Annotated in this window: 25 protein-coding genes, 1 tRNA gene and 1 riboswitch; of the genes, 18 read left to right on the forward strand and 8 right to left on the reverse strand. The window is 66.2% G+C overall.

Going from position 1 to position 23,833, the window contains the following annotated elements:
* Positions 1–27 precede the first annotated feature (27 nt).
* The 10 genes from tssB (at position 28) to AZC_RS13480 (ending at position 12,007) form a co-directional block, all read left to right on the forward strand.
* The gene (tssB, locus tag AZC_RS13435) at positions 28–540 is read left to right on the forward strand and encodes a type VI secretion system contractile sheath small subunit (protein ID WP_012171123.1); all 513 of its coding nucleotides are present in this window, start codon (positions 28–30) and stop codon (positions 538–540) included.
* Positions 541–544: 4 nt separating this feature from the next.
* Entirely contained in the window at positions 545–2,029 is a 1,485-nt protein-coding gene (tssC, locus tag AZC_RS13440; RefSeq protein WP_012171124.1) for a type VI secretion system contractile sheath large subunit, read from the forward strand.
* A gap of 167 nt (positions 2,030–2,196) precedes the next feature.
* Complete coding sequence (gene tssC, locus AZC_RS13445; protein WP_012171125.1) at positions 2,197–3,777, forward strand: type VI secretion system contractile sheath large subunit; 1,581 nt, start codon at positions 2,197–2,199, stop codon at positions 3,775–3,777.
* 20 nt (positions 3,778–3,797) lie between these two features.
* On the forward strand, positions 3,798–4,598 hold the full coding sequence (locus AZC_RS13450) for a type VI secretion system accessory protein TagJ (RefSeq protein WP_012171126.1): 801 nt from the start codon (positions 3,798–3,800) through the stop codon (positions 4,596–4,598).
* A complete protein-coding gene (tssE, locus tag AZC_RS13455) occupies positions 4,595–5,047 on the forward strand; it encodes a type VI secretion system baseplate subunit TssE (protein WP_012171127.1) in 453 nt (150 codons plus the stop codon). The genes AZC_RS13450 and tssE overlap by 4 nt, the downstream gene beginning before the upstream one ends.
* On the forward strand, positions 5,044–6,867 hold the full coding sequence (gene tssF, locus AZC_RS13460; protein WP_012171128.1) for a type VI secretion system baseplate subunit TssF: 1,824 nt from the start codon (positions 5,044–5,046) through the stop codon (positions 6,865–6,867). Before tssE ends, tssF begins: the two co-directional genes overlap by 4 nt.
* Positions 6,831–7,928: a type VI secretion system baseplate subunit TssG gene (gene tssG, locus AZC_RS13465; RefSeq protein WP_043879342.1), complete on the forward strand. Its 1,098-nt coding sequence runs from the start codon at positions 6,831–6,833 to the stop codon at positions 7,926–7,928. The genes tssF and tssG overlap by 37 nt, the downstream gene beginning before the upstream one ends.
* Positions 7,929–7,968: 40 nt before the next feature.
* Positions 7,969–9,522 carry a class I SAM-dependent methyltransferase gene (locus AZC_RS13470; protein ID WP_012171130.1) on the forward strand — a complete coding sequence of 518 codons (1,554 nt, stop codon included), beginning with the start codon at positions 7,969–7,971 and terminating at the stop codon, positions 9,520–9,522.
* 135 nt (positions 9,523–9,657) lie between these two features.
* A riboswitch (TPP riboswitch) is annotated at positions 9,658–9,793 on the forward strand.
* A 125-nt stretch (positions 9,794–9,918) separates the two neighbouring features.
* Complete coding sequence (gene thiC / locus AZC_RS13475; protein WP_043879343.1) at positions 9,919–11,760, forward strand: phosphomethylpyrimidine synthase ThiC; 1,842 nt, start codon at positions 9,919–9,921, stop codon at positions 11,758–11,760.
* Positions 11,761–11,930: 170 nt separating this feature from the next.
* Positions 11,931–12,007 (forward strand) — tRNA-His (locus tag AZC_RS13480).
* A gap of 83 nt (positions 12,008–12,090) precedes the next feature.
* Here the strand turns inward: AZC_RS13480 and AZC_RS13485 are convergent.
* The 6 genes from AZC_RS13485 to AZC_RS13510 form a co-directional block, all read right to left on the reverse strand.
* On the reverse strand, positions 12,091–12,399 hold the full coding sequence (locus AZC_RS13485; RefSeq protein WP_043880309.1) for a cupin domain-containing protein: 309 nt from the start codon (positions 12,397–12,399) through the stop codon (positions 12,091–12,093).
* Positions 12,400–12,574: 175 nt separating this feature from the next.
* Positions 12,575–12,919: a RidA family protein gene (locus AZC_RS13490; protein WP_043879344.1), complete on the reverse strand. Its 345-nt coding sequence runs from the start codon at positions 12,917–12,919 to the stop codon at positions 12,575–12,577.
* 136 nt (positions 12,920–13,055) lie between these two features.
* The gene (locus AZC_RS13495) at positions 13,056–13,940 is read right to left on the reverse strand and encodes an NAD(P)-dependent oxidoreductase (RefSeq protein WP_274532287.1); all 885 of its coding nucleotides are present in this window, start codon (positions 13,938–13,940) and stop codon (positions 13,056–13,058) included.
* Positions 13,937–14,983: a LacI family DNA-binding transcriptional regulator gene (locus tag AZC_RS13500; RefSeq protein ID WP_043880310.1), complete on the reverse strand. Its 1,047-nt coding sequence runs from the start codon at positions 14,981–14,983 to the stop codon at positions 13,937–13,939. Before AZC_RS13500 ends, AZC_RS13495 begins: the two co-directional genes overlap by 4 nt.
* A 34-nt stretch (positions 14,984–15,017) precedes the next feature.
* The gene (locus tag AZC_RS13505) at positions 15,018–15,344 is read right to left on the reverse strand and encodes an ethyl tert-butyl ether degradation protein (RefSeq protein ID WP_012171136.1); all 327 of its coding nucleotides are present in this window, start codon (positions 15,342–15,344) and stop codon (positions 15,018–15,020) included.
* 30 nt (positions 15,345–15,374) lie between these two features.
* Positions 15,375–16,412, reverse strand: coding sequence for an L-idonate 5-dehydrogenase (locus tag AZC_RS13510; RefSeq protein ID WP_012171137.1), 1,038 nt, complete (start codon positions 16,410–16,412; stop codon positions 15,375–15,377).
* A gap of 138 nt (positions 16,413–16,550) precedes the next feature.
* Between AZC_RS13510 and AZC_RS13515 the strand changes: the two genes are divergently transcribed.
* From AZC_RS13515 to AZC_RS13540, 6 genes are all read left to right on the forward strand, one after another.
* Entirely contained in the window at positions 16,551–17,318 is a 768-nt protein-coding gene (locus tag AZC_RS13515; RefSeq protein ID WP_012171138.1) for an SDR family oxidoreductase, read from the forward strand.
* A gap of 160 nt (positions 17,319–17,478) precedes the next feature.
* The gene (locus AZC_RS13520; protein ID WP_012171139.1) at positions 17,479–18,273 is read left to right on the forward strand and encodes a transporter substrate-binding domain-containing protein; all 795 of its coding nucleotides are present in this window, start codon (positions 17,479–17,481) and stop codon (positions 18,271–18,273) included.
* A 227-nt stretch (positions 18,274–18,500) separates the two neighbouring features.
* Positions 18,501–19,199, forward strand: a complete 699-nt coding sequence (locus AZC_RS13525) for an amino acid ABC transporter permease (protein WP_043880311.1) — start codon at positions 18,501–18,503, stop codon at positions 19,197–19,199.
* A gap of 3 nt (positions 19,200–19,202) precedes the next feature.
* A complete protein-coding gene (locus AZC_RS13530; RefSeq protein ID WP_012171141.1) occupies positions 19,203–19,862 on the forward strand; it encodes an amino acid ABC transporter permease in 660 nt (219 codons plus the stop codon).
* Positions 19,843–20,574, forward strand: coding sequence for an amino acid ABC transporter ATP-binding protein (locus AZC_RS13535; protein ID WP_043879345.1), 732 nt, complete (start codon positions 19,843–19,845; stop codon positions 20,572–20,574). Before AZC_RS13530 ends, AZC_RS13535 begins: the two co-directional genes overlap by 20 nt.
* Positions 20,575–20,588: 14 nt before the next feature.
* Positions 20,589–21,524: a 2-hydroxyacid dehydrogenase gene (locus tag AZC_RS13540; protein ID WP_043879346.1), complete on the forward strand. Its 936-nt coding sequence runs from the start codon at positions 20,589–20,591 to the stop codon at positions 21,522–21,524.
* Positions 21,525–21,561: 37 nt separating this feature from the next.
* Here the strand turns inward: AZC_RS13540 and AZC_RS13545 are convergent, their stop codons facing one another.
* The gene (locus AZC_RS13545; RefSeq protein ID WP_012171144.1) at positions 21,562–21,759 is read right to left on the reverse strand and encodes a beta-propeller fold lactonase family protein; all 198 of its coding nucleotides are present in this window, start codon (positions 21,757–21,759) and stop codon (positions 21,562–21,564) included.
* Positions 21,760–21,981: 222 nt separating this feature from the next.
* Between AZC_RS13545 and AZC_RS25950 the strand changes: the two genes are divergently transcribed.
* Positions 21,982–22,332: a transposase gene (locus AZC_RS25950; RefSeq protein ID WP_197531774.1), complete on the forward strand. Its 351-nt coding sequence runs from the start codon at positions 21,982–21,984 to the stop codon at positions 22,330–22,332.
* 36 nt (positions 22,333–22,368) lie between these two features.
* Positions 22,369–22,575, forward strand: a complete 207-nt coding sequence (locus AZC_RS25955; protein WP_197531775.1) for a hypothetical protein — start codon at positions 22,369–22,371, stop codon at positions 22,573–22,575.
* Between the two features lie 150 nt (positions 22,576–22,725).
* Here AZC_RS25955 and AZC_RS13555 read toward each other — a convergent pair whose 3' ends face one another.
* A complete protein-coding gene (locus AZC_RS13555) occupies positions 22,726–23,388 on the reverse strand; it encodes a GntR family transcriptional regulator (RefSeq protein WP_158304116.1) in 663 nt (220 codons plus the stop codon).
* Between the last annotated feature and the right edge of the window lie 445 nt (positions 23,389–23,833).

The raw sequence follows: 23,833 nt of genomic DNA on the forward strand, positions 1-23,833 counted from the left end.
TGATGATCCAGTCAACGGGGAAGTCTCATGCCCAGCATCCATGAAAAACTCAATCGCGTGCGCAAGCCGCGCGTCCACATCACCTATGATGTCGAGACCGAAGGCGCGGTCGTCGAGAAGGAGCTGCCCTTCGTCGTCGGCGTCATGGGCGATTTCTCCGGCGATCCGAGCGAGCCCCTGAAACCGCTCAACGAGCGCAAGTTCATCCAGATCGACCGGGACAATTTCGATCAGGTGCTGGCGCGCATGACGCCCGGGCTGAAGATGAAGGTGGACAACACCCTCGCGGACGACGGCAGCCAGCTCAGCGTCGATCTGAGCTTTAAGTCGCTGGAGGATTTCTCCCCGGCCGCCGTGGTCGATCGGGTCGAGCCCCTGCGCAAGCTGATGGACGTGCGCAGCCAGCTGCGCGACCTGCTCTCCAAGGCCGACCGGTCGGAGAACCTGGAAAGCCTCCTGGAGAAGATCCTGTCGAACGAGGAACAGCTGAAGGCCCTGAGCGAACAGCTCGGCGTCGGCGCCGAAAAGAAGGAGGGCTGAGATCATGGCCGAGACTCAGGAACAAGCCGCCGCCGGCGCAACGGAAACGCAGGAAGCCTCCTTCCTCGACCAGGCCATCGCGGCCACCAAGCAGACCGACCCGGACCGCACGGCTGAGCTTCTGCGCACGCTGACGCAGGAAGCGCTCGCCGGAACCGTCACTTATTCGAAGAACCTCACGCAGACGATCAACAACGCCATCGTTGCGATCGACGCGAAGATCTCGACGCAACTCAATGCAATCATGCACCATCCCGACTTCCAGAAGCTGGAAGGCACGTGGCGGGGCCTGAACTATCTGGTGATGAATTCGGAGACCGGCAGCAGCCTGAAGATCCGGGTCATCAACTGCACCAAGCGCGAGCTCTACAAGTCGCTCACCAAGGCCTCTGAGTTCGACCAGTCCACCATCTTCAAGAAGATCTACGAGAGCGAGTTCGGCAGCCCCGGCGGCGAGCCCTATGGCGCGCTCATCGGCGACTACGAGTTCGGCAACCATCCCGAGGACACCGAGCTGCTCTCGCTCATGTCCAACGTGGCGGCGGCGGCGTTCGCCCCCTTCGTCACGGCGGCGAGCCCGAAGATGTTCGGCTTCGACGACTTCACCGAGCTGTCCAAGCCACGCGATCTCGAGAAGATCTTCGAGACGGTGGAATACGCCAAGTGGCGCTCGTTCCGGGAATCCGATGATTCCCGTTTCGTCACGCTCACCATGCCGCGCACGCTGGCCCGCCTCCCCTATGGCGCCAATACCAAGGTGGTGGAAGACTTCGACTATGAGGAAAGCCCCATCGTCGACGGCACCCCGCGCGGCATGAAGCACGAAGACTATTGCTGGATGAATTCGTCCTACGTACTCGGCGCCCGTCTCACGGACGCCTTCGCCCAGCACGGCTGGTGCACCGCCATCCGCGGCGCCGAGGGCGGCGGCAAGGTGGAGAACCTGCCGAGCCACGTCTTCGTCTCCGACGACGGCGACAGCGACCAGCAGTGCCCGACCGAGATCGGCATCACCGACCGGCGCGAGGCGGAGCTCTCCAAGCTCGGCTTCCTGCCGCTGTGCCACTACAAGGGCACGGACTATGCGGTGTTCTTCGGCGCCCAGACGACGCAGAAGCCCAAGAAGTACGACCGCCCCGAGGCGACGGCGAACGCCGCCATCTCGGCGCGCCTGCCCTACATCATGGCCACCTCGCGCTTCGCGCACTACCTGAAGATCATGGGCCGCGACAAGGTCGGCTCCTTCATGGAAGCGAGCGACTGCGAGGCCTGGCTGAACCGCTGGATCATCAATTACGTCAACGGCAACCCGGATGCCGGCCAGGACATGAAGGCCAAGTATCCGCTCGCCGAGGCGAAGGTGGAGGTCCGCGAGATCCCCGGCAAGCCGGGCTCGTACAACGCGGTCGCGTGGCTCCGCCCCTGGCTGCAGATGGAAGAGCTGACCACCTCGCTGCGCATGGTGGCCCGCATTCCGGCCTCCTCGTAATCCGACTTCTCCGATGCGGGGCCACTCGCCCCGCGTCGGCACCGGTCACAAGGACGGGATGGACGGCCGACGTCCGCCCGTCCTTTTGCCTGCGGAGGGGCACCGGCCGCGCATGGTCCGGCCGATGTCCACCGACTGGCCTCGTTTGAACCGCACGGGATGACGCCTTGTCCTTGACGCCCGAAACCTCCGGCCTGCCGACACCACCGGTGACGCCGGCCGAGGCGTCGGCCCCAAGCGATGCCCCGCCCTCGCTCCGGCCGCTGCGCCGGCTCGCGGCGGACATGGCCTGCAAGCGTCTGCCTTCGGACCGTCTCGACGCCTTCCTGAAGCCCGGACTGGATCTCGTGGCCGCCCTGCGCGAGTGGTTCGGCACGGACATCGCCCATTTCACCGATCCGCAGTCCCTGATCGGAGCGCTGGAACGCGACATCGCGTTCCTCGATGACATGCTCACCCGGCAGCTCAACGCCATCCTCCATCATCGCGCGTTCCAGCGCCTGGAGTCCGGCTGGCGGGGGATCGCCTATCTCACCCAGTGCGCCGCCCACTCGGAAAAGGTCATCATCCGGGTGCTGAACGTTTCCTGGTCGGAGCTTGCCAGCGATTTCGAACGGGCGCCGGATTTCGACCAGAGCCATCTGTTCGAGAAGATCTACAGCCAGGAATTCGGCATGCCGGGCGGCACACCCTACGGCGTGTTGCTCTGCGACTATGAGGTGCGCCATCGCCCCACCACCGAAAGCCCGGTGGATGACGTGGCGACCCTGTCCGGCCTCGCCAGCGTCGCCGCCGCGGCCTTCGCCCCGGCCATCCTCGCAGCCTCGCCCCGCCTGCTGGGGCTCGAGCACTTTCGCGCGCTGGACCATGTCTCGACGCTGTCGGGCCTCTATCGCGGCGCCGAATACACCCGCTTCAATCGCCTGCGCAGCATCGACGACGCCCGCTTCCTCGGGCTCGTCCTGCCGCGCATCCTGATGCGCGAACCCCACACCTTCGACGGCGTCGCCGGCATCGGCTTCCGCTATCGCGAGGACCGCCACGGCCTGCGCCACGACGAAATGTGCTGGGGCAGTGCCATATATGCCTTCGGCGAGGTGGTCATCCGCGCCTTCGAGCAGCACGGCTGGTTCGCCGACATCTGCGGCGGTCGCCGCGACGCGCTCGACCACGGGATCGTCGAGCATCTGAGCGCCCCGAGTGTGGAGACGGATTCTCCCGGCACGGTGGAGCGCTTCGCCTCGGAATTGGTGATCCCGACCCAGATCGAGCAGGACCTCTGGGAATTGGGCCTCATCAGCCTCAACGTCTGCAAGGACACCTCGCGGCTCGTTTTCTACACGAGTTCCTCGCTCCAGAACGTGCCGGACTATCGCGCCTCGGCGGCCGCCGCCAACGCGCGCATCTCCGCCATGCTGCGCTACATTCTCTGCGTCTCGCGCTTCGCCCATTACGTGAAGGTGCGCGTGCGCGACCGTATCGGCAGCTATGAGACCGCCGAAGCCTGCGAGCGCGATCTCCAGACCTGGCTGCTCAGCTATTGCCTGGGCAATGACGACGCGAGCCCCGAGATGAAGGCGCGCTACCCCTTGCGGGAGGCGAGCGCCGAGGTGCGCGCCGTGCCCGGCCGGCCGGGCGCCTTTGCCTGCGTCCTGCAACTGCGTCCGCATTTCCAGCTCGACCAGATCTTCACCACCTTCAAGCTCGTCACCGACCTCGCCCTTCACGTGCAGCGGCCCGTCAACTGACCTTTCCGGGGGAAACCACCATGCAGGACACGCCACTTCATCTGTTCCAGGAAGGCAAGCTGACGGACGCCATCGCCGCCATGAACCAGCAGGTGAAGGAAAAGCCGCTGGACATCGCGCTGCGCAGCCAGTTGGCGGAGCTTCTGTGTGTGGCGGGCGACCTCGACCGGGCCGAGCGCCAGTTCGAGGCCATCGCCCAGCAGGACCCGAAGACCGCCCTGCAGGTGGGGAGCCTGCGCCAACTCCTGCGGTCGAGCCAGGCCCGCCGCCAGGTGTTCCTGGAAGGCCGGGCGCCGGACGTCCTCGAGGAGCCGCCGGCCCATGTGGCGCTGCGCCTCGAGGCCCTGATGCACCTGCGGGAAGGGCGCGCGGCGGAGGCCGGGGCGAGCCTTGCCAAGGCGGAAGAGCTGCGTCCCCCGCTCGCCGGCCGCCACAACGACATCGGGTTCGTGGATTTTCGCGATCTCGACGATCTTCTCGGCGGCATCCTCGAAGTGATGACCACCACGGGCAAATATTTCTGGGTGCCCATGGAAAGGGTGGAGACACTGGAATTCGAGGCGCCACGCCGGATGCTGGACAGTGCCTGGCGCATGGCGCAGATCAGCGTGCGCGGCGGGCCTCAGGGCGAGGTGGCGATCCCCTCCACCTATCCCGCCACGGGAGAGGCTCCGTCCGATGCGGTCCGTCTCGGCCGTGAGACCGACTGGACCGAGGTGGCGCCCGACTGCGTCCGCGGCTCGGGCCTGCGCACCTTCCTCGTGGGCGAGGAGAGCCTTACCATTCTCCAGTTGGGACGACTGGAGTTCGACGTCCAATGAGCCCTCCGGCCAGTGTGACGCTGTCTGTTCTGGATCGCCTGCGCGGGGGCGAGGGTCCCCGCGTCGCGCGCATCCGCGACGGCATCCGGCAGGACCTGCAGGATCTGCTGAACACGCCGAACCGTGTGATCGGCTGGTCGCAGGCGCTGGATCAGCTCGAGACGTCCATCCTGAACTACGGGATCATGGATCTGTGCACCGCCAATCTCTCCACGGAGCAGCAGCGGGCCGCCGTGGTGGAGGAGATCGGCCGCATGATCCGGCTCTACGAGCCGCGCCTCTCGGACATGCGCATCCATGCGCTGGCCAATGCCGATCCCTCCGATCGCTCGCTCCGCCTGCGGATCGAGGCCCGCATCTATGTGGAGAACGAGGTTGAGCCCATCATCTTCAACACGGTCGTCGATCCGGTGCTGAACGCCATTTCGCTGTCGAGCGCCACACCGTGAGCGATCATCTCCTTCCGTATTACAATCGCGAGCTTCTCTATCTGCGCCGCATGGCGCAGGAATTTGCCGCCCGTCACCCCAAGATCGCCGGCAACCTGCGCATGAGCGGGGACGGCATCGACGATCCCCACGTCGCCCGTCTCGCCGAAGGCGTCGCCTTCCTCAATGCCCGCATCGCCCACAAGCTGGACGACGAGTTCCCCGAACTCGTCAACACGATGCTGGACATTCTCTATCCGAACTATCTCGCGCCCATTCCTTCCATGGCGACGGTGCAGTTCAAGCCCAAGCCCGAGGTGACCACCCCGCAGACCATCCCCGTGGACACGGAACTGGATTCCGAGCCCGTGGATTCGGAAACCTGCCGCTTCCGCACCCGCTATCCGGTCACCCTCTGGCCGGTCACGGTCGCCGATGCCAGCCTCAAGGGGCGTCCCATCGTGGCCCCCAGCGGCCCACGCACGGCCGGCGCCTTCTCCTGCCTGCGGCTCACCCTGCGCTGCTCGGCGCCCGATACGACCTTCTCGGACCTGCAGCCGGATCACCTGCGCTTCTTCCTGCGCGGACAGCCCTCGCACGTCTATGCGCTGCACGAGATGCTGTTCAACAACGCCGTCGCCGTGGCTCTGGCGGATTCGGCGAGCGATCCCACTCCCGTGCTGCTGCCGCCCACCGCCATCCGCCCGGTGGGCTTCGGGCCCGACGAGGTGATCCTGCCCTACCCAGCGCAGTCGCAGCCCGCATACCGGACCCTCACCGAATTCTTCGTCTTCCCGGACAAGTTCCTGTATTTCGACGTCGATCTCAGCACCAAGGTGCTGGGGAACGCCGGGGCGGAGCTTTCCGTCTTCATCTATTTCAACAAGAGCGATCTGGCGCTGGAGCGCAGCATTTCCAAGGAGTTCTTCGCCCTTGGCTGCACCCCCATCGTCAATCTGTTCCGCCAGCGCAGCGAGCCGGTGATCGTCGGGCACAATCGCCTCGAATACCGTGTCATCGCCGATGCCCGCCGCCCGGAGGCGCTGGAAATCCACTCCCTGAACTCCGTCGTCGCCACCGACGCAGAGGGGCGCCGCAAGACCATCTCGCCCTTCTACGCGCGCCGTCCCAAGGGCGACGAGACACACGCCGGCTACTGGGCCATGGCGCGTCGCAAGTCGGAGGGGCGGCTGTCGGGCACCGAGGTCTTCCTCTCCTTCTCCGAAATCGATCCGGCCTTCGCCAGCACGGACATCGTGGTCTCGGCCGAGACGCTCTGCCTCAACCGCGACCTGCCGGCCCGCCTGCCCTATGGCGGCGGGCATCCCAAGCTGACCCCCGTCCAGGCGGCCGCGGCCATCGGCGAGGTCAACTGCATCTCGCCCCTCACGCACACCATCCGCGTGCCGGAGGGCGAGTCCCGCAACTGGCGCCTCATCTCGCACCTGCTGCTGAACCACCTCTCTCTCGTCGGCGCGGGCGGGCTTGAGGCCCTGCAGGAAATCCTGATGCTCTACGACTTCCGTGGCTCGCCGGAGACACGGCTCATGATCGAAGGCATCACCGACCTGTCCGCGCGGCGCGGCACCGCCCGCGCGCCCCGCCGGCCGGGCGATGCCGCCTGGGGTGATGCGATCTGCCAGGGCATCGACCTCGCCGTCGAATTCAATCCGGCCAATTTCAGCGGCAGCAGCCTGTTCCTGTTCGCCATGGTGCTCGACCAGTTCTTCGGGCTGCATGCATCGATCAATTCATTCACCCGCCTCACGGCCACCGTGAAGGGACAACCGGGAATTCTCCGCACATGGCCGGCGCGCGCAGGCTTCCGTCCTCTCCTGTGATCGACGCGCTGCTGCGCGCGCCCCACAGCTTCGACCTCGCGCAGGCGGTGCGCGTGGTGGATGCGCTGTTCAATCTGCCCCATGCCGACAGCGAGGGCAGCGAGGAGACCGCGACCAGCGACGCATGGGAAGCGCCGGGCCTCTGGGATGGGGGCAGCATCCGCTTCATCAGCGACACCAGCCTGCGCTATCCCGTGGCCGCCATCACCCGCGCATCCCAGCGGGAGCCGGGCGACCCGCTGGAACTCACCGTCTCCACCATCGGCCTGATCGGGCCCCTCGGCGTGCTGCCCTATGCCTATACGGCGCACGCCAACGAAGGCATGCGCGAACGCAATGAGGGCGTGCGCGCCTTCCTCGACATGTTCAACCACCGCGCGGTGTCCCTCTTCTGCCGCGCCAGCGCCAAGTACCGGATCGCGCTCGCCCACGAGGGCGCGAACCACGACCTGCGGGACGTGTTCACGCTGAGCCTGCGGGGCCTCACCGGGCTCGGCTCGCCGCAGCTTGAGAACCGCCTCGCCATTCCCGACGATCTCGTGCTGCACAATGCCGGCCTGTTCTCCGGCCAGACCCGACCGCTGGCGGCGCTGGAAGCGCTGCTGAGCCGCGAACTCGGGCAGAGCGTGCGCGTGGAGCCTTTCACCGGCGGGTGGGTGGAGGTTCCGGCGGCCGAACAGACGCGTCTCGGCGGCGCCAGCGCCCTCGAGGGGCAGCACGCCCATCTCGATTCCAGCGCCATGGTCGGCGCCCGCGCCTGGGTGGCCCAGCACCATTTCCGTATCCATGTGGGCCCCACGGACGAAGCCGAACTTGTCTCCCTGCTGCCGGGCACGCCGCGGGCGGCGCTGATCCGCGATCTCGTCCAGCTCTTCTGCGGCCTCGAGTTCAGCTTCGACCTCAACGTCATGATCAAGGCCGCGAGCGTTCCGGCAGCGCGGCTGTGCCAGGGCGAGGACGATCCGGGCGGAGCCCGGCTGGGCCAGCTCGCCTGGGTGCTCAGTGCCCCGAGCCCCATCGACCGCAACGACGCCATCTTCCCCTTGAGCGCGCTGGACTGACGCCGCGCCTCGTTCCTCATCCGATCTGCAAGGAAACGTCATGACCGACTGGGCTTCCGGCTACGTGGCCGACATCGAGTACCTGCCGGGTCTTTATGTGGAGCAGGCGCCGAACCATCTGATGCTCGGCGCGCTGGTGAACGGCTTCGAGCCCCCCTTCGTGTCCGGCCCCTTCACCTATTGCGAACTCGGCTGCGGCCAGGGCGTCACGGCGCTCGTCATCGCCGCCGCCAATCCGCAGGCTGAAATCATCGCCACCGACTTCAACCCGGCGCAGATCGCCCGCGCCCGCGCCATGGCGAAGGCAGCCGGCCTGTCCAACATCACCTTCCTCGAGCTCAGCTTCGCGGAAATGCTCGGCCGCTCGGACCTGCCCGAGTTCGACATGGTGACGCTGCACGGCGTCTGGTCCTGGATCGCACCGGAGGACCGGCACAACATCACCCGCTTCATGCGCGAGCGGGTGAAGCCGGGCGGCATGGTCTCGGTGACCTACAACGCCATGCCCGGCTGGACGGCGCTGCTGCCCATGCAGCGCCTCCTGCTGGAACATTCCCGCCTCGGCCGCGAGCGCAGCGATGTGCAGGTCTTGAAGGGGCTCGAATGGATCGAGCGCCTTCAGGCGGCGGGCTCCGGCGTACTCGGCAATGCCGCCCTGCTGGACCAGTTGCGCAAGGGCAGCGACAAGTCCGGCGCGCCCAACCGGGCCGTCTATCTCGCCCATGAATATCTCAATGCCAACTGGCACCCGCAGTATCACATGGACACGGCGGCGGAACTGGCCGAGGCCAAGCTCGGCTTCATCGGCTCGGCCTCGCTCATCGACAATTTCCCCGACCTCGCGCTCAAGCCGGAGCAGCGGCAGTTGCTGGAGGAGGTTCCGGCCGGGCCGCTGCGCGAGACGCTGAAGGACTATCTGGTGAGCCGGCCGTTCCGCCGCGATCTTTATGCCCGCGGCCCGCGCCGGATCGCGGACGGCCAGCGCGACGCCCATCTGCGCACCTTCGGCCTCGCCCTCACCATTCCGCCCCACGAGGCACGCACGGAGCTCGATGTTCCCGCCGGCAAGGCGCAGCTCCCTGACCGTTTCTACAAGCCGCTGTTTGCGACATTGGCGGAGCGGCCCCGCAGTCTCGACGATCTGGTGGCCCTGCCGGAACTGAAGGACCAGCCGGGCGCACCATCCATGGTGGAGATCGCCGGCGTGCTGGTCGGCTCCGGGCAGGCCATCGCCATTCCTCCGCAGCAGCTTCCGCGCAACGACGCGGCGGTGCGCCTCAACCGCCTGCTGGCGCAGGAAGTGGCCGAGCAGCGGGCAGCGACCGCCGCCATCGCCACGCCGCTCACCGGCTCCGGTCTCAACCTCACCACCATGGAGGGGGCGGTGTTCCACGCCCTCGCCACGGGCGTCACGCCGGAGCACGGCGCGCTCACCGACACCATCGTGAACCGCCTCGCCGCCAGCGGCACGCCGCTCGCCCGCGACGGCAACGTGATCACCAGCCTCGAAGGTCAGAGGGAGATCGTGGGAGAAAGCGTGGACTGGTGCCTGCGCATCCGCGTGCCCCTGTGGGAGGCCCTTGGCGCCCTCTGAGCCCCGCCCAACCCGGTATCACCACAGGGCCGCACCAGTCTTCCGACGCCGTGCGCTTCCGAAATTGCAAGGGCTTGCGGTGTAACGCGTGTTGCACCGCAAGATTGACACCCGGCACGCGCCCTCCCAGACTGGTCTTATTCCAAGGGGGGCCCCGCGAGGGGGCTGAGATATCGTCTTCCGGTCCGGCCGTAATGGTCCCCGGCGCCACGATGACCCTTCGAACCTGATCCGGGTCATGCCGGCGAAGGGATCGGAATCAGCCTGGCGCCCCCGTCCTCCGAGGTTCTCCTCCTCAGCAGGCCGGTCCCTCCCCAGAGGGTAGTCTGTCAGGCCAACCTGCTCCTGAAGCTCATCCCGGGTCTCATTTGAAGCGCGAGCTTGAAGGAGATCCGTATGCTCGACGAAGCCTCCACCTCCGCCCTCAAGGTGACGACGGGGCCCCTTCCCCATTCCCGCAAGGTCTTCATCCCGGCCGAGAATCCGGCTGTGAAAGTCGCCATGCGCGAGATCGGCCTGTCCGATCCAAGCGAGCGGCCGGTGCGCGTCTATGACACCTCCGGCCCCTATACGGACCCCAACGCCATCATCGATCTCACCAAGGGCCTGCCCGAACTGCGCCGCCAGTGGGTGCTTGATCGCGGCGACGTCGAAGAGGTGGAAGGTCGTGCCCAGAAGCCGGAGGACGATGGCCTGAAGCCCGGCCAGGTGAGCCACCTGCCCGCCTTCGATCGCACGGGCCGCAAGCCGCTGCGCGCCAAAGCCGGCAAACGTCCGACCCAGATGGCTTACGCCAAGGCCGGCATCGTGACGCCGGAAATGGAATATGTGGCGGCGCGCGAGAATCTCGCCCGCGCCAATGGCGGCGCCCACCCCAAGCACCAGGCCATGGGCCTCGGCGCGGCGATTCCCGCCGACATCACCGGCGAGTTCGTGCGGCAGGAAGTGGCGCGCGGGCGGGCCATCATCCCGTCCAACATCAACCATCTCGAGACCGAGCCCATGGCCATCGGTCGCAACTTCCTCGTGAAGATCAACGCCAACATCGGCAATTCGGCCGTGACGTCAGGCGTGGCGGAAGAGGTGGACAAGCTGGTGTGGGCCATCCGCTGGGGTGGCGACACGGTGATGGACCTCTCCACCGGCAAGAACATCCACACCATCCGCGAATGGATCATCCGCAACGCGCCGGTGCCGATCGGCACGGTGCCGATCTATCAGGCGCTGGAGAAGGTCAACGGCGTGGTGGAGGACCTCAACTGGGAGATCTTCCGCGACACGGTGATCGAGCAGGCCGAGCAGGGCGTGGACTACATCACCGTCCATGCGGGCGTGCGCCTCCCCTATATCCCGCTCACCGCCAACCGCGTCACGGGCATCGTCTCACGCGGCGGCTCGATCATGGCCAAGTGGTGCCTGGCCCACCACAAGGAGAGCTTCCTCTACGAACATTTCGAGGAGCTGTGCGAGATCCTCGCCCAGTATGACGTCGCCTTCTCGCTGGGCGATGGCCTGCGCCCCGGCTCCATCGCGGACGCCAATGACGCCGCCCAGTTCGCCGAGCTGGAGACGCTGGGTGAACTCACCGAGATCGCCTGGAAGCACGACGTGCAGGTGATGATCGAGGGGCCGGGCCACGTGCCCATGCACCTCATCCGCGAGAATGTGGAGAAGCAGCTCAAGCTCTGCCACGAGGCGCCATTCTATACGCTTGGCCCGCTCGTGACGGACATCTCCCCCGGCTATGACCACATCTCCTCGGCCATCGGCGCGGCGATGATCGGCTGGTTCGGCACCGCCATGCTCTGCTACGTGACGCCGAAGGAGCATCTCGGCCTTCCGGATCGCGACGACGTGAAGGCCGGCGTGATCTCCTACAAGATCGCCGCCCATGCGGCCGACCTTGCCAAGGGCCATCCCGCCGCGCGCATCCGGGACGATGCACTGTCCCGTGCGCGCTTCTCCTTCCGCTGGCGCGACCAGTTCGCGCTCTCGCTCGATCCGGAAACGGCGGAGGCCTATCACGACGAGACGCTGCCGGCGGAAGGCGCGAAGGTCGCGCACTTCTGCTCCATGTGCGGACCGAAATTCTGCTCCATGAAGATCAGCCAGGAGCTGAAGATCGAGGCCGGCGATATCGCCCAGAGCGGCATGGCTGAGATGGCCGAGAAGTTCCGCGCCAGCGGCGGCGAGATCTACCAGCCCGCCCCGGACGTGGCCGCGCCGCCCTCCGCCTGACAATGACGGGTCGCGCCATGCTCTGGCGCGGCCCTCTTTTTTTTCGCGGGCACACAAGGGTGTGGATGACCGGGCCGAAGGTCGGCAGAAAGGCACCCGCGCCCTCTTGCAATGCGCAAATCCTCAAAGTAGGTTCCGCGCCTACTTCGACGCGACGCGCGAAGGGTCTTGCAGCTGTAGCTCAGTTGGTTAGAGCGCCGGTCTGTGGAACCGGAGGTCGGTGGTTCGAGCCCACCCAGCTGTACCATTCAATCCACGACAATCTGACTGCGCCAGACGACGGCGCGCCAAGGAATCGACCGCCCCGCGGACGAGGCGGCCGTCCGGCGATCAGAGCGCCTCGGGCTTCTTGATCTCGATCTCGACGAAGGCGATCGGGTGCGGCGAGCCGTTCATCACGTCGTGGGTGATGCCTTCCTTGCGACCATAGGACTGGCCAACCTTCAACGGATTGTCGATGACGTCCGTGCCGTTGTGGACGCGCAGGATGCCGTCCGTGAGCATCACCACGAAATAGGGCCAGTCGTGCCGGTGCCAGCCGGTGACGGCGCCAGGCGCGAAATCCCAGCGGGTGATGCGGATGGCATCGTCATCCTGCTGGACGGTGGGGACGGCGGGAATGGTGCAAGCAAAGGCCACGAAACGCACTCCGGAAGACAGAAGGTGGCGCCCGATTCTCATTTGTGCGGGCGCGGTCTGTAGTTTCCGGCAAATGCGAGGGCCTGCCAATGGCTCAAGCGCGGCCTGAAAGACCGGCGAGGGATCAGGCCCTCGCCGGGATACCGATCAGGACGAGCCGATCAGGACACGCTGATCAAGGCTTGGCCGCGACGACGATGATCTCGACCTTGAACTGCGGGGCGGCAAGCTTGCCCTCGCTGGTGGCGCGGGCCGGCGGATTGTCCTTGTCCACCCACTGGTCCCACACGCTGTTCATCTCGGCGAAGTCCTTGATGTCCGCGAGCCAGATGGTGGCAGAGAGGATGTTCGCCTTGCTGCTGCCGGCGCGCTCCAGAAGCGCGTCGATGGAGGCCAGAACCTTCTTGGTCTGGGTGGCCACGTCCGGGCCCTCTTCCACCTGGCCGGCGAGATAGATGGTGTTGCCGTGGATCACGGCCTCGCTCATGCGCGGGCCCTTGTCGAGGCGGACGATGCTCATAATCGCTTTCCTGCTGATGGCCCGCGATCGGCGCGGGCGGACGGAGGCGCGGCCAAAGCCGCACGGCGCATATAGCACCCCCCGGCCCCGCGCGCGCCCCTGCCCGATTGAGGTCGGAGCTTTTCCATAAATGCGATCAGGCGGCGCGGGTGCCGAAGTCGAAGAGCTTCATATAGGCCGCGCTGTCCTCTGGACCGATGCCAGCCGCCACCATGACACGATGCAGTTCGGTGACGAGGCCGGTGAGCGGCATGGGCGTGCGCAGGGCCATGGCATAGCGCTGCACCGCCTCCAGATCCTTCAGCATGTTGTCGATCCGGCCCGTGGGGGTCAGATCGAAGGCGGCCATCTTGCCCATGAACTCCTGGAGGATGCGCGAATCGGCGCGTCCGCCGGCCAGCGCCTGCGGAATGCGCGCGGCATCCACCCCGCCATCGAGCGCGAGACGGGTCGCCTCCGCCACCGCGAGGAAATTGCAGGCGCACAGCACCTGATTGATGAGCTTGGTGGTCTGCCCTGCCCCGTACGGCCCCATATGGGTCATATTCGCCGCCACATCGGCCAGCACCACCTTGGCCCGCTCCACGGCCTCCGGGCTGCCGCCCATCATGAGCGTGAGCCGCCCCGCCAGGGCGGCCGGCGCGCCGCCCGACAAGGGCGCATCCACATAGGCCATGCCGGTCTCCCGCTCCAGCCGCGCGGCGAGCGTGGCAGTCGCCTTGGGGTCGATGCTCGACATGTCGATGAAGAGTTGGCCAGGCTTTGCCGCCGCGGCGATGCCATCGGCCCCGAACAGCACCGCCTCGACAATCTCCGCCGTGTTGAGGCTGGTGATGATAACGTCGCTCGCCTGCGTCAGGGCCGCGACGCTTTCCACGGCGATCGCCCCGCGCGCGACCAGCGGCGCCAGCTTCTGCGGGTCCATGTCGCGCAGATGCACGGTGCGGCCGCGCTCCAGGAAGCGCGTCGCGATGGCGCTGCCCATGACGCCGACGCCGATGATGCCGATGGTCTCTCTCAACTGGACTTCCTCCCATTCTTGCGGCGCTTGCGGGACGGCGCGGTGGTCTCCCGCTCGATCAGCCGGAAGCCCACATCGATGCGCTCGGGCGCCGCCGCCGCGCCGCTGTCGTCATGAAGAAGCCGCATCAGCAGTTCGCCCGCTGCCGTGCCGATGGCCCGCGCGTCGATGCCCATGGTGCTCAGCATCGGCACGCACTGGCGGCCGAAGTCGAAATCGCCGAAGCCGAGCAGCGACAGGTCGTCGGGCACGCGGATGCCGCGCCGCTGGCACTCCATCAGCGCGCCCCAGGCGGAAATGTCGGAGACGGCAAACAGCGCCTCCACATCCGGCGCCCGCTCCAGCATGGCGGCGAACGACTGGCGGCCGTGATCGAAGGCGACCGGCACATCACCGAAATGCAGCACCCATTCGTCCGACAGGCCCGCCTCGCGCAGAGCGGCGGCAAAGCCCTTCATGCGGTCCTCACCGCGAAAATCCCGCGCCTCGCCGTCCCTGCCGGGGCCGAGGGCGCCGATGCGACGATGGCCGAGGGAGATGAGATGATGCGCCGCCGCCCGGCCCACCTCATAATTGGAAAATCCCACCGCATGATCGATGGGCTGACCGGGATTGTCCCAGATCTCCACCACCGGCACGCCTGCCCGCAGCAGCATCTGGGAAGCGGTCTTCGTGTGCACGGAACTGGCCACCACCACCGCGTCCGGTCGGCGGGGGAGCATGGCCCTTAACAGGCGCTCCTCCTCGTCCAGCCGGTACATTGTGTAGCCGATGAGCAGCTGATAATCGGCCGGTCGCAGCACCTCCGTCAGAGCGTGCGCGGTGTCGGCGAAATTGACGTTGGTCAGGGTCGGCAGGATCGCCGCCACCACGTTGGTGCGGCGGGAAGACAGGCTTCCCGCCACCCGGTCGGGCACATAGCCCAGTTGCTCCACCGCCGCCAGAACGCGCGAGCGCGTCTCCCGCGACACCGTCTCGGGGTCGGCCAGGACCCGCGAGACGGTCATCGTGGAGACGCCCGCGAGACGCGAGACGTCCCGCATGGTGGGCTTGCGCGTGAGCGGCGGCATGATCGCCTCAGGACCCCGCCTGACGCTTGTAGACGATGTGATAGAAGCGGCCGGTGAACATCTTCACGATGTCCTCGGTCACCGCGCGGGCCTGCGTGCGGATGGGCGAAGCGAGCGCCTCGTCGATGGCCTCCAGCGAGGGATAGTCGATCTCCTGCATCATCGCCACGGGGGGCGCGTCGGGATCATGCCGCACGGCGCGCAGCACGCGCACGGCCTCAGCGTGGGGCATCTGCTTCCAGAGCGGCAGCAGGCGCTCCTCCACCGCCTTGAAGAACTCGTCCTCACGGCCTGGCGTGATCTGGCCCTCGAAGATGGCGCAGCGGGTATACATGAGCGTTTCCTTTGTTCGTTATGCGCGCGGTCAGAAGGTGAGATGGACCTTGATCGCCCGGTTGCGGTCGGCGGCCATGGCGAAGGCGGCGTCGGCATCACTCATGGGCATCTGGGCCGAGAGGATGGGGGATACGTCGATGAGGCCGCGCGCCAGATAGTCCACGGCGGTCTTGAACTCGGTGTGGAAGCGGAAGGCACCGACGAAATCGATCTCGCGGGCCATCAGCATGTTGGCCGGCACGGGAATGGTACCGGGCGGCATCATGCCCACCTGGATGACGCGACCGCCCGGCCGCACCACCTTGAACAGCGACGCGAGCGCCTGCGGCGAGCCAGTCGCCTCGAGCGCGATGTCGAAATAGCCCTTGTCCGCCTCATAACGGGTGAGCTTCTCCGGATCGGTGCCGACGCAGATGGTCTCATCCACCCCCGCTTCGCGGGCGATGGCGAGCGGCGCCTCCACGAGGTCCGTGATGGCGATCTCGGCCGCGCCCATGCGGCGCATGACGAGGGCCGAGAGGATGCCGATGGGCCCTGCCCCGGCGATCAGGACCTTGCGCCCTGCGATCTCGCCGCCGCGCCGGCAGGCGTGGACGGAAACGGCCAGCGGCTCGGCGCAGGCGGCCACCCGCATGGACATGCTGTCGGGCACCTTCACGCACTGGTCGGCGCGGGCGATGAAGGTCTCGCTGAAGGCGCCCTGCACGTGCGGATAGATCGCCGCGCTGCCGAAGAAGCGCATGTTGCGGCAGAGGTTGGAGCGCCCCATGCGGCAATAGTCGCAGGTGAGGCATGGCCGGCTCGGGTCCACGGCCACGCGGTCGCCCGGCTTAAGCGTCTCGACGCGCGGTCCGACCGCCGCCACCTCGCCGGACACCTCGTGGCCCAGCACGAGCGGCTGGCGCACGTCGAAATCCCCGACGCGGCCCTTGAAATAATAGGAGAGGTCCGAGCCGCAGATGCCGCCGGCGGCGAAGCGCAGGCGCACCTCGTCGTCAGCGAGCGGGCGCTCATCAATCTCCTCGACCCTCAGATCCTTGGCGGCATGAAGCACGGCGGCGCGCATGGTCACTCCCCGGTGCGAGGCCCGCATGCGAGGGGCCTCTTGTTTTGTTACCGATAACATGCTCTATCTGGAGCACAAGCAAAAAAGCAGGCCGCCGGATGCTCCAGGGCACGAGCGGGCAGCACCTAGGGAGACAAGATGTCGATCCAGTTGTTCGACCTCACCGGCCGTCTGGCGCTCGTCACCGGCTCCAGCCAAGGCATCGGCTACTCGCTGGCCCTTGGCCTCGGAAAGGCCGGCGCGCGCGTGGTGCTGAACGGCCGCGACGCCGAAAAGCTTGCCGACGCCCAGGCACGCCTCGCTGATCAGGGTGTCGCCGCCGAGGTGGCCGCCTTCGATGTTACCGATCACATTGCAGTGCAGCGTGGCGTCGATGAGATCGAGGCGAACACCGGCGCCATCGACATTCTGGTGAACAATGCCGGCATCCAGCGCCGCGCCCCGCTTGAGGACTATTCCGTCGAGACGTGGCACGAGCTGATGCGCACCAATCTCGACAGCGTATTCTACGTGGGACAGGCGGTCGCCCGGCACATGATCGCCCGCAAGCGCGGCAAGATCATCAACATTGCCAGCCTCCAGAGCGAGGCGGCGCGCTATTCCATCGCCCCCTACACCGCCTCCAAGGGCGCGGTGAAGAACCTCACCAAGGGCATGTGCACGGACTGGGCGCGCCACGGCCTCCAGATCAACGCCATCGGACCGGGCTACTTCGCCACGCCGCTCAATCAGGCGCTGATCGAGAACCCCGAATTCGACGCGTGGCTCAAGAACCGCACGCCGGCCGGCCGCTGGGGCAATGTGGAGGAGTTGCAGGGCGCCTGCATCTTCCTCGCCTCCGAGGCGGCGAGCTTCGTCAACGGACAGGTCCTTTACGTGGACGGCGGCGTCCTCGCGACCCTCTGATCCCGGACAACGGGCCGCGCGCGAACGGCGGCGCCGCCCGGATCATCAACAATCACGCCGTTCCGCGGGCACGCCAATCCGCGTCTTCAAAGCCTCTGACGGGCGCAGCCGCATCCCGGCTGCCCGACACCCTCACAGGACTGCTCAAAGGGAGGAAACCATGAGCCTGAAATCCCTCACGCGGGGCCTTCTGGTCGCCGCCGGCATCGGCCTCGCCGGTCTTGCCAGCGCCGCCAGCGCGAGCGCCACGACGCTCAACGAAATCGTCCAGCGCGGCACAGTGCGCATCGGCGTGCTGATCGGCGGCCCGCCCATGGGCATGGTGGACGACAAGGGCAACCCCACCGGCTACGACTATGATGTCGCCGTGCTGATCGCCAAATATCTCGGCGTGAAGGCGGAATATGTGGCGCTCACGCCCCCGGCCCGTATTCCCGCGCTCCAGACCGGCCGCGTGGACTTCCTCATCGCCACGCTGAACCCGACGCCCGAGCGCGCCCGCTCGGTCATGTTCACGATGCCCTACAACGCCTTCAACATGGTGGTCGTGACCAAGGGCGCGAAGGTGGAAAGCCTCGATGCCCTGAAGGGCAAGAAGGTCGGCGCCACCCGCGGCACGCCGCAGGAGGCCGCCCTGCGCCGCGCTGGCGGCATCAACGTCACCATCTTCGAGGACGACTCCATCACCACCCAGGCCCTCCTCTCGGGCCAAGTTGAAGCCGCGGCCCTGCCGGAGACGCTGGTGCTCTCGGTGGCGAAGCAGAACCCGGATGCCAAGCTCGAGATCGGTTTCAGCATCTATGCGCAGGGCAATTCCATGGCCGTGCGCCCCGGCGACTTCGAGATACTCCAGTGGCTCAACAACACGATCTACTTCATGAAGAAGAATGGTGAGCTGGATACGCTCTACCGCAAGTGGACGGACACGCCCCTGCCGCCGCTGGAAACCTTCTGAGCGCCTGCGGCCGGGCGCGGCCTCCCCGCCCGGCCGCCTTTTTGATCGCTTGGGGCGCCATCCCGGCGGATTGAATCAATCCGGTCAGTGAATCGCCCTCCAGACTCAAGAAGAGAACGCGTGATCCGATCAGACTGCGATGCAATCTGATCGGCGCGGGCTCTGGCCATCGACCGCCCACAGGGCGCGGACTTCAGGGTCGCGCCTGATCCCTCAAGGGGGTGATCGTGAATTATCAGTTCCAGTTCGGGGTCATCGCCAATTACCGCGATGAACTCCTCAGCGGGCTTTTGCTCACAATCCAGCTGTCTGTCAGCTCGATCGTGCTCGGCCTCGCCCTCGGCATCATGCTGGCCTCCGTCCGCGCCATGTATGGCGGGCTGATCGGACGCATCATCAAGCTCTATGTGGAAGTGGTGCGCAACACGCCCTTCCTGGTGCAGCTCTTCATCATCTTCTTCGGCCTGCCGGTGCTGGGCGTGCGGGTGGACGCCACCGCAGCGGCGCTCATCGGCATGACCATCAATCTCGGCGCCTACACCACCGAGATCATCCGCGCCGGGATCGATGCCGTCCACCGCTCGCAGGTGGAGGCGGGACAGTCCCTCGGCATGACCACCTACCAGATCTACCGGCACATCATCATCCCGCCGGCGATCGCCAAGGTGTATCCGGCGCTGTGCAGCCAGTTCATCCTGATGACGCTCGCCTCGAGCGTGTGCTCGGCCATCTCCGCCGAGGAACTGTCCTCGGTCACCGCGCAGATCGAGAGCCAGTCCTACCGGAGCTTCGAGGTCTATGTGATCGCGACGCTCATCTATCTGGCGCTGTCCATGGTCCTGCGGGGCATCTTTGCCCTCGTCGGCTGGTACCTGTTCAAGCGCCGGCCGAAGCTGAAGCTGGCCCCGGCCGTGGAAGGAGCCTGAGCCATGCTTGTCCGCTCCTTCGGTCTCAACGACTTCATCTTCCTGCTGGAGAGCCTGCGCTGGACGCTGGTGCTCACGGCCATCGCGCTGACGCTGGGCGGCATCGCCGGACTGTTCATTGCGCTCGCCCGCGTGTCGCCGCTGATGCCGCTGCGACTCGCCACCGCCGCCTACATCCAGATCATCCAGGGCTCCCCGGTCCTGATGATCCTCTTCCTGTCCTATTACGGACTGAGCCTCATCGGCTTCCAGTTGCCCGCCCTCGTTGCCGCCAGCATCTCCATGAGTATCTATGTGAGCGGCTATCTCGGCGACATCTGGCGCGGCTGCATCGAGGCGGTGCCGAAGCCGCAATGGGAAGCGTCCGAATGCCTCGGCATGACGCGGGTCCAGCAGTTCCGGCACATCATCCTGCCGCAGGCCCTGCGCATCGCGCTGCCGCCCACCACCGGCTTTGCGGTGCAGGTGGTGAAGAACACCTCCATCACCTCCATCATCGGCTTCGTGGAACTCTCCCGCGCCGGCCAGCTCATCAACAACTCGACGTTCCAGCCCTTCCGCGTCTTCCTGACGGTTGCGGCCATCTATTTCGTCATCTGCTACCCCCTGTCCCGCCTGTCGGGCTGGCTCGAGAGGAAGTTAAATGTCGGAAGTTCTCATTGAGAACGTGCACAAGAGCTTCGGTGCGGTCGAGGTTCTGAAGGGCGTCTCTCTCACCGTCGAACGCGGCCAGGTGGTCGCCCTCATCGGCCGCTCGGGCTCCGGCAAGAGCACGCTCCTGCGCTGCATCAACGGGCTGGAAACCATTCAGTCCGGCCGCATCGAGATCGCCGGTGAAGAGGTGACGCAGGACAAGGAGAAGCTCCGCCACCTGCGCACGGAAGTCGGCATCGTGTTCCAGAGCTACAACCTCTTCCCGCATCTCTCCGTGGGCGAAAACATCATGCTCGCGCCGAAGATCGTGAAGAAGGTCGCCGCCAAGGAGGCTCACGACACCGCCCGCGAGGTGCTGCAACTGGTCGGCCTGTCGGAGAAGTTCGACGCCTATCCGGACCAGCTCTCCGGCGGCCAGCAGCAGCGCGTCGCCATCGCCCGCTCGCTCGCCATGCATCCCAAGCTGATGCTGTTCGACGAGGTGACCTCGGCGCTTGATCCCGAGCTCACCGAAGAGGTGCTGAACGTGATGGAGCGCCTCGCGCGCAACGGCATGACCATGATCCTCGTGACCCACGAGATGGGCTTTGCCAAGCGCGTGGCCAACACCACGGTGTTCATGCACAAGGGCCGCATCTGGGAGGAAGGCCCCTCCCAGGAGCTGTTCGCCAATCCCCAGACGCCGGAACTGCGCCAGTTCGTGAAGGCGGACGTGAAGTGAGCCGAGACCTCTCCATGAAGCCCGACCTGCTCCAGCTCTGCCCGCTGATGCCGTCCCTCGAGGCGGATCTGGCGGAGCGCTTCACGGTGCACCGCCTGCACGAGGCGGCGGATGCCGAGGCCTTTCTCGCCACCCACGGTTCGGCCATCAAGGCGGTCGCCACAGGCGGCCACATCGGCCTGCCGCCGGCGGTGGGCGCGCGGCTGCCGGCCCTTGAGATCGTCGCCATCAACGGGGTCGGCTACGACAAGGTGGACCTCGCCGAAGCCAGGCGCCGGGGCTATCGCGTCGCCAACACGCCCGACGTGCTCACGGAGGACGTGGCGGACCTTGCCATCGGCCTCACCATCGCCGCACTGCGCCAGCTGGTGCGGGGCGATGGGCATGTGCGCGCCGGCCAATGGCCGAAAGGCGACCTGCCGCTCGGCCGCAAGATGTCGCGCAAGAAGTTCGGCATCGTCGGTCTCGGCCGCATCGGCCGTGCCATCGCCAAGCGCCTTCAGGCCTTCGACGGCGAGATCGGTTATGCCTCCCGCAGCCCGCAGGATGTGCCCTATCGGGCGTTCGAGAGCCCGGCGGCACTCGCCGCCTGGTGCGATGTGCTCATCATCGCCGCCGCCGCCTCGGCGGAGACGCGACACCTCATCAACGGGCCGGTTCTGGAGGCCCTCGGGCCGAAGGGCGTGCTGGTGAACGTGGCGCGCGGCTCTCTGGTGGACGAGAAGGCCCTGCTCCACGCCGTCCAGCACGGCCAGATCGCCGGTGCCGCGCTCGACGTGTTCGAGAACGAGCCCCACGTGCCGGAAGGCTTCCATGGCCTTCCCAACGTGGTGCTGACCCCGCACATGGCGAGCGCCACGCATGAGACGCGTGCCGACATGGCCGCCCTCGTGATCGCCAATCTCGATGCCCACTTCGCCGGGCGGGCGCTGCCGACGCCGGTGGTGTGAAAGCCGGGGCGCGGTTGGCCGCGCCCCGGCCAAGGCCTCAGGGCAAGTTGACGATCTCGACCCAGTTGGGGTTCTTGCCAAGTTCCTGCCGACCAATGGCCTTCAGCGCCCCGCTCTCGGGGTTGATGGCATAGATGGTGGCGGCATTGGATTTCTGGCCCGCCGCGATCAGATAGCGCCCCAGCGGATCGATGGCGAAGCCGCGTGGTTGGGTCTCGGTGGCGAAATTGCCCACAGGCGTCAGTGCCCCGTCTCACCATTCACCGCATGGTAATGCCTATCGAAGCTGGACCAAATCCGCGAGGATTTGGCGATGTCTCGATGCCCTGACTGTGGGTTCGGCTGGAGCTGGCGCCTCGGAGACGGCCGGCGGAAATGTCGGCGCTGCGGACGACGCTTCCGGGAGCGGACCCTGTGGGATGCCTCGCGGCTGGACAGCCGGACGAAGACGGAGCTGGTGCAGCGCTTTGCCTGGGGCGTGCCGGTCTATCGGCAGCGGTTCTCCCTGGTGGCGAGCCGGCCGGCGACGGAGCGCTTCTACCGCCTGATCCGTCTCGCGATGGCTTATGCGGAGCATCTGCGCGAGCCGTTCGAGGGCAGCCTGGAATGCGATGAAACCACGTTCGGCGGCGCCCGCAAGGGCAAGCGGGGCTGGGGCGCGGCCGGCAAGGTGATCGTATTCGGGATCATCAAGCGCAACGGTCTGGTGAAGGCGGCGCCGATCCAAGCCCATGACGGCGCCTCCATCATGCAGGTGATCCAGGCGCAAAGCCGCGAGGGCTCGCTCTACTACACGGACGAGTGGTAGGCCTACGCCACGCTGCGTCTGCGGGGCGACCATGTGGTGATCCGCAAGGAGAAGGGACCGCCGGTCGGACGCGACCACATCGACGGGGTCGAGGGGTTCTGGTCCTATGCGAAGAACTGGCTCTATCCGTATCGCGGCGTGCCGAAAAAGTTCTTCCATCTCTATCTGGGTGAAACCTGCTACCGGTTCAATCACCGGGAAGAGGATCTGGAGCTAACGATTGTGTATGAGGCGAAGAGATGAAAGCTTGGGGCAGATACTACAACGAGGACCGACCGCAAGGGCCATCCGCAATAAGCCTCCGATCTCATCGCGGAACCCCGGCGGCATAGCCAGTCCACTACCGTTCACAGGCTCCGATCATGGCTCTTCGGACCTGATGGCGTCCGTGTGTCACGGCAGCGCCCGCCGCGCCTCCGCACGAATGGCCAATTTCTGGCGGATCAGGCGGCCAGCGCGCTCGATATGCTCACGCATGACCGCTTCGGCCCTCGTCCCCTGCCCCGCTAGAATTGCCTCCCCGATATCGAGATGGTCATCCTGCGAGCGCCGATAAGCGGCACGATCCCACCAGACGACGGCGCGTTCGGCAGAAAATGTCTTAAGGCCCCGCTCCGTCAGCACCGGGAGTGTACGGGTGCGCTGGATGGACGAGGTCAGGTAATCGTTGCCGGCGGCGAGGCAGATGGCGCCATGGAAGGTGATGTTCAGCTCCCCCCAACGCCGCTGCTGCACCTCGCCCCAGGCCTTGCCGGAGATCAGGCTCTCCATCTCCGCGAGAATGGACTGAAACCGCTCCCGGGGCTCCCCCGTGATGCCAATCTCTGCGGCAAGACGCGCCGCCAAACCCTCCAGATTGGCCCTGACCGTATAGATGTGCAGCGCGTCGTCCGGTGAGATGCGGCGAACCACGTAGCCGCAGTTTGGCTCGTAATCCAATAGCCCTTCTGCGAACAACAGGCTGAGGGCGGCGCGGACCGGCGTGCGGGACACGGACATGCGTTCGGCCAAAGCCACCTCATTCAAGCGGGCCCCAGGTTCGTAGGCGCCGTCCAAGATGGTCTCCCGGAGCTTCCGCGTCACAACCTCCGATCGCGTCGCCATGCCTGCTCTTCTCTCTCCTGCAGCCCGCCAGAGACGCGCGCTGCCCCTGCCCATTTTGTACACAATTCCGGAAATCAGAGCCAGATGCTCGAGAGCTCTCGCGCACTGGCGTCGAAAAGACCAGTTTCATGCCACTTGGAGCGTGGGATTGTTAAAATGGCTTGCAATTAGGCAGACACACAACGCGTCGCACAGCTCCGCGGCAACAAGTGGAGCAGGCCGCCAGCCCGGAGCAGATGGCACATTGCGTTTCACGTCTTCCACGGGATCTCAAATCCCATAAACGCGCATATATATCAACATCTTGCGTCGCTTGTTCTTCGGGACATCTGCTGCGATCCAGCTGTGTTGGCACGGTGATTGCTTGACCAACAGGACACGATCTCGCGGCTGCCTC

Origin of the sequence: Azorhizobium caulinodans ORS 571, assembly GCF_000010525.1 — a bacterium.
Lineage (GTDB): Bacteria > Pseudomonadota > Alphaproteobacteria > Rhizobiales > Xanthobacteraceae > Azorhizobium > Azorhizobium caulinodans.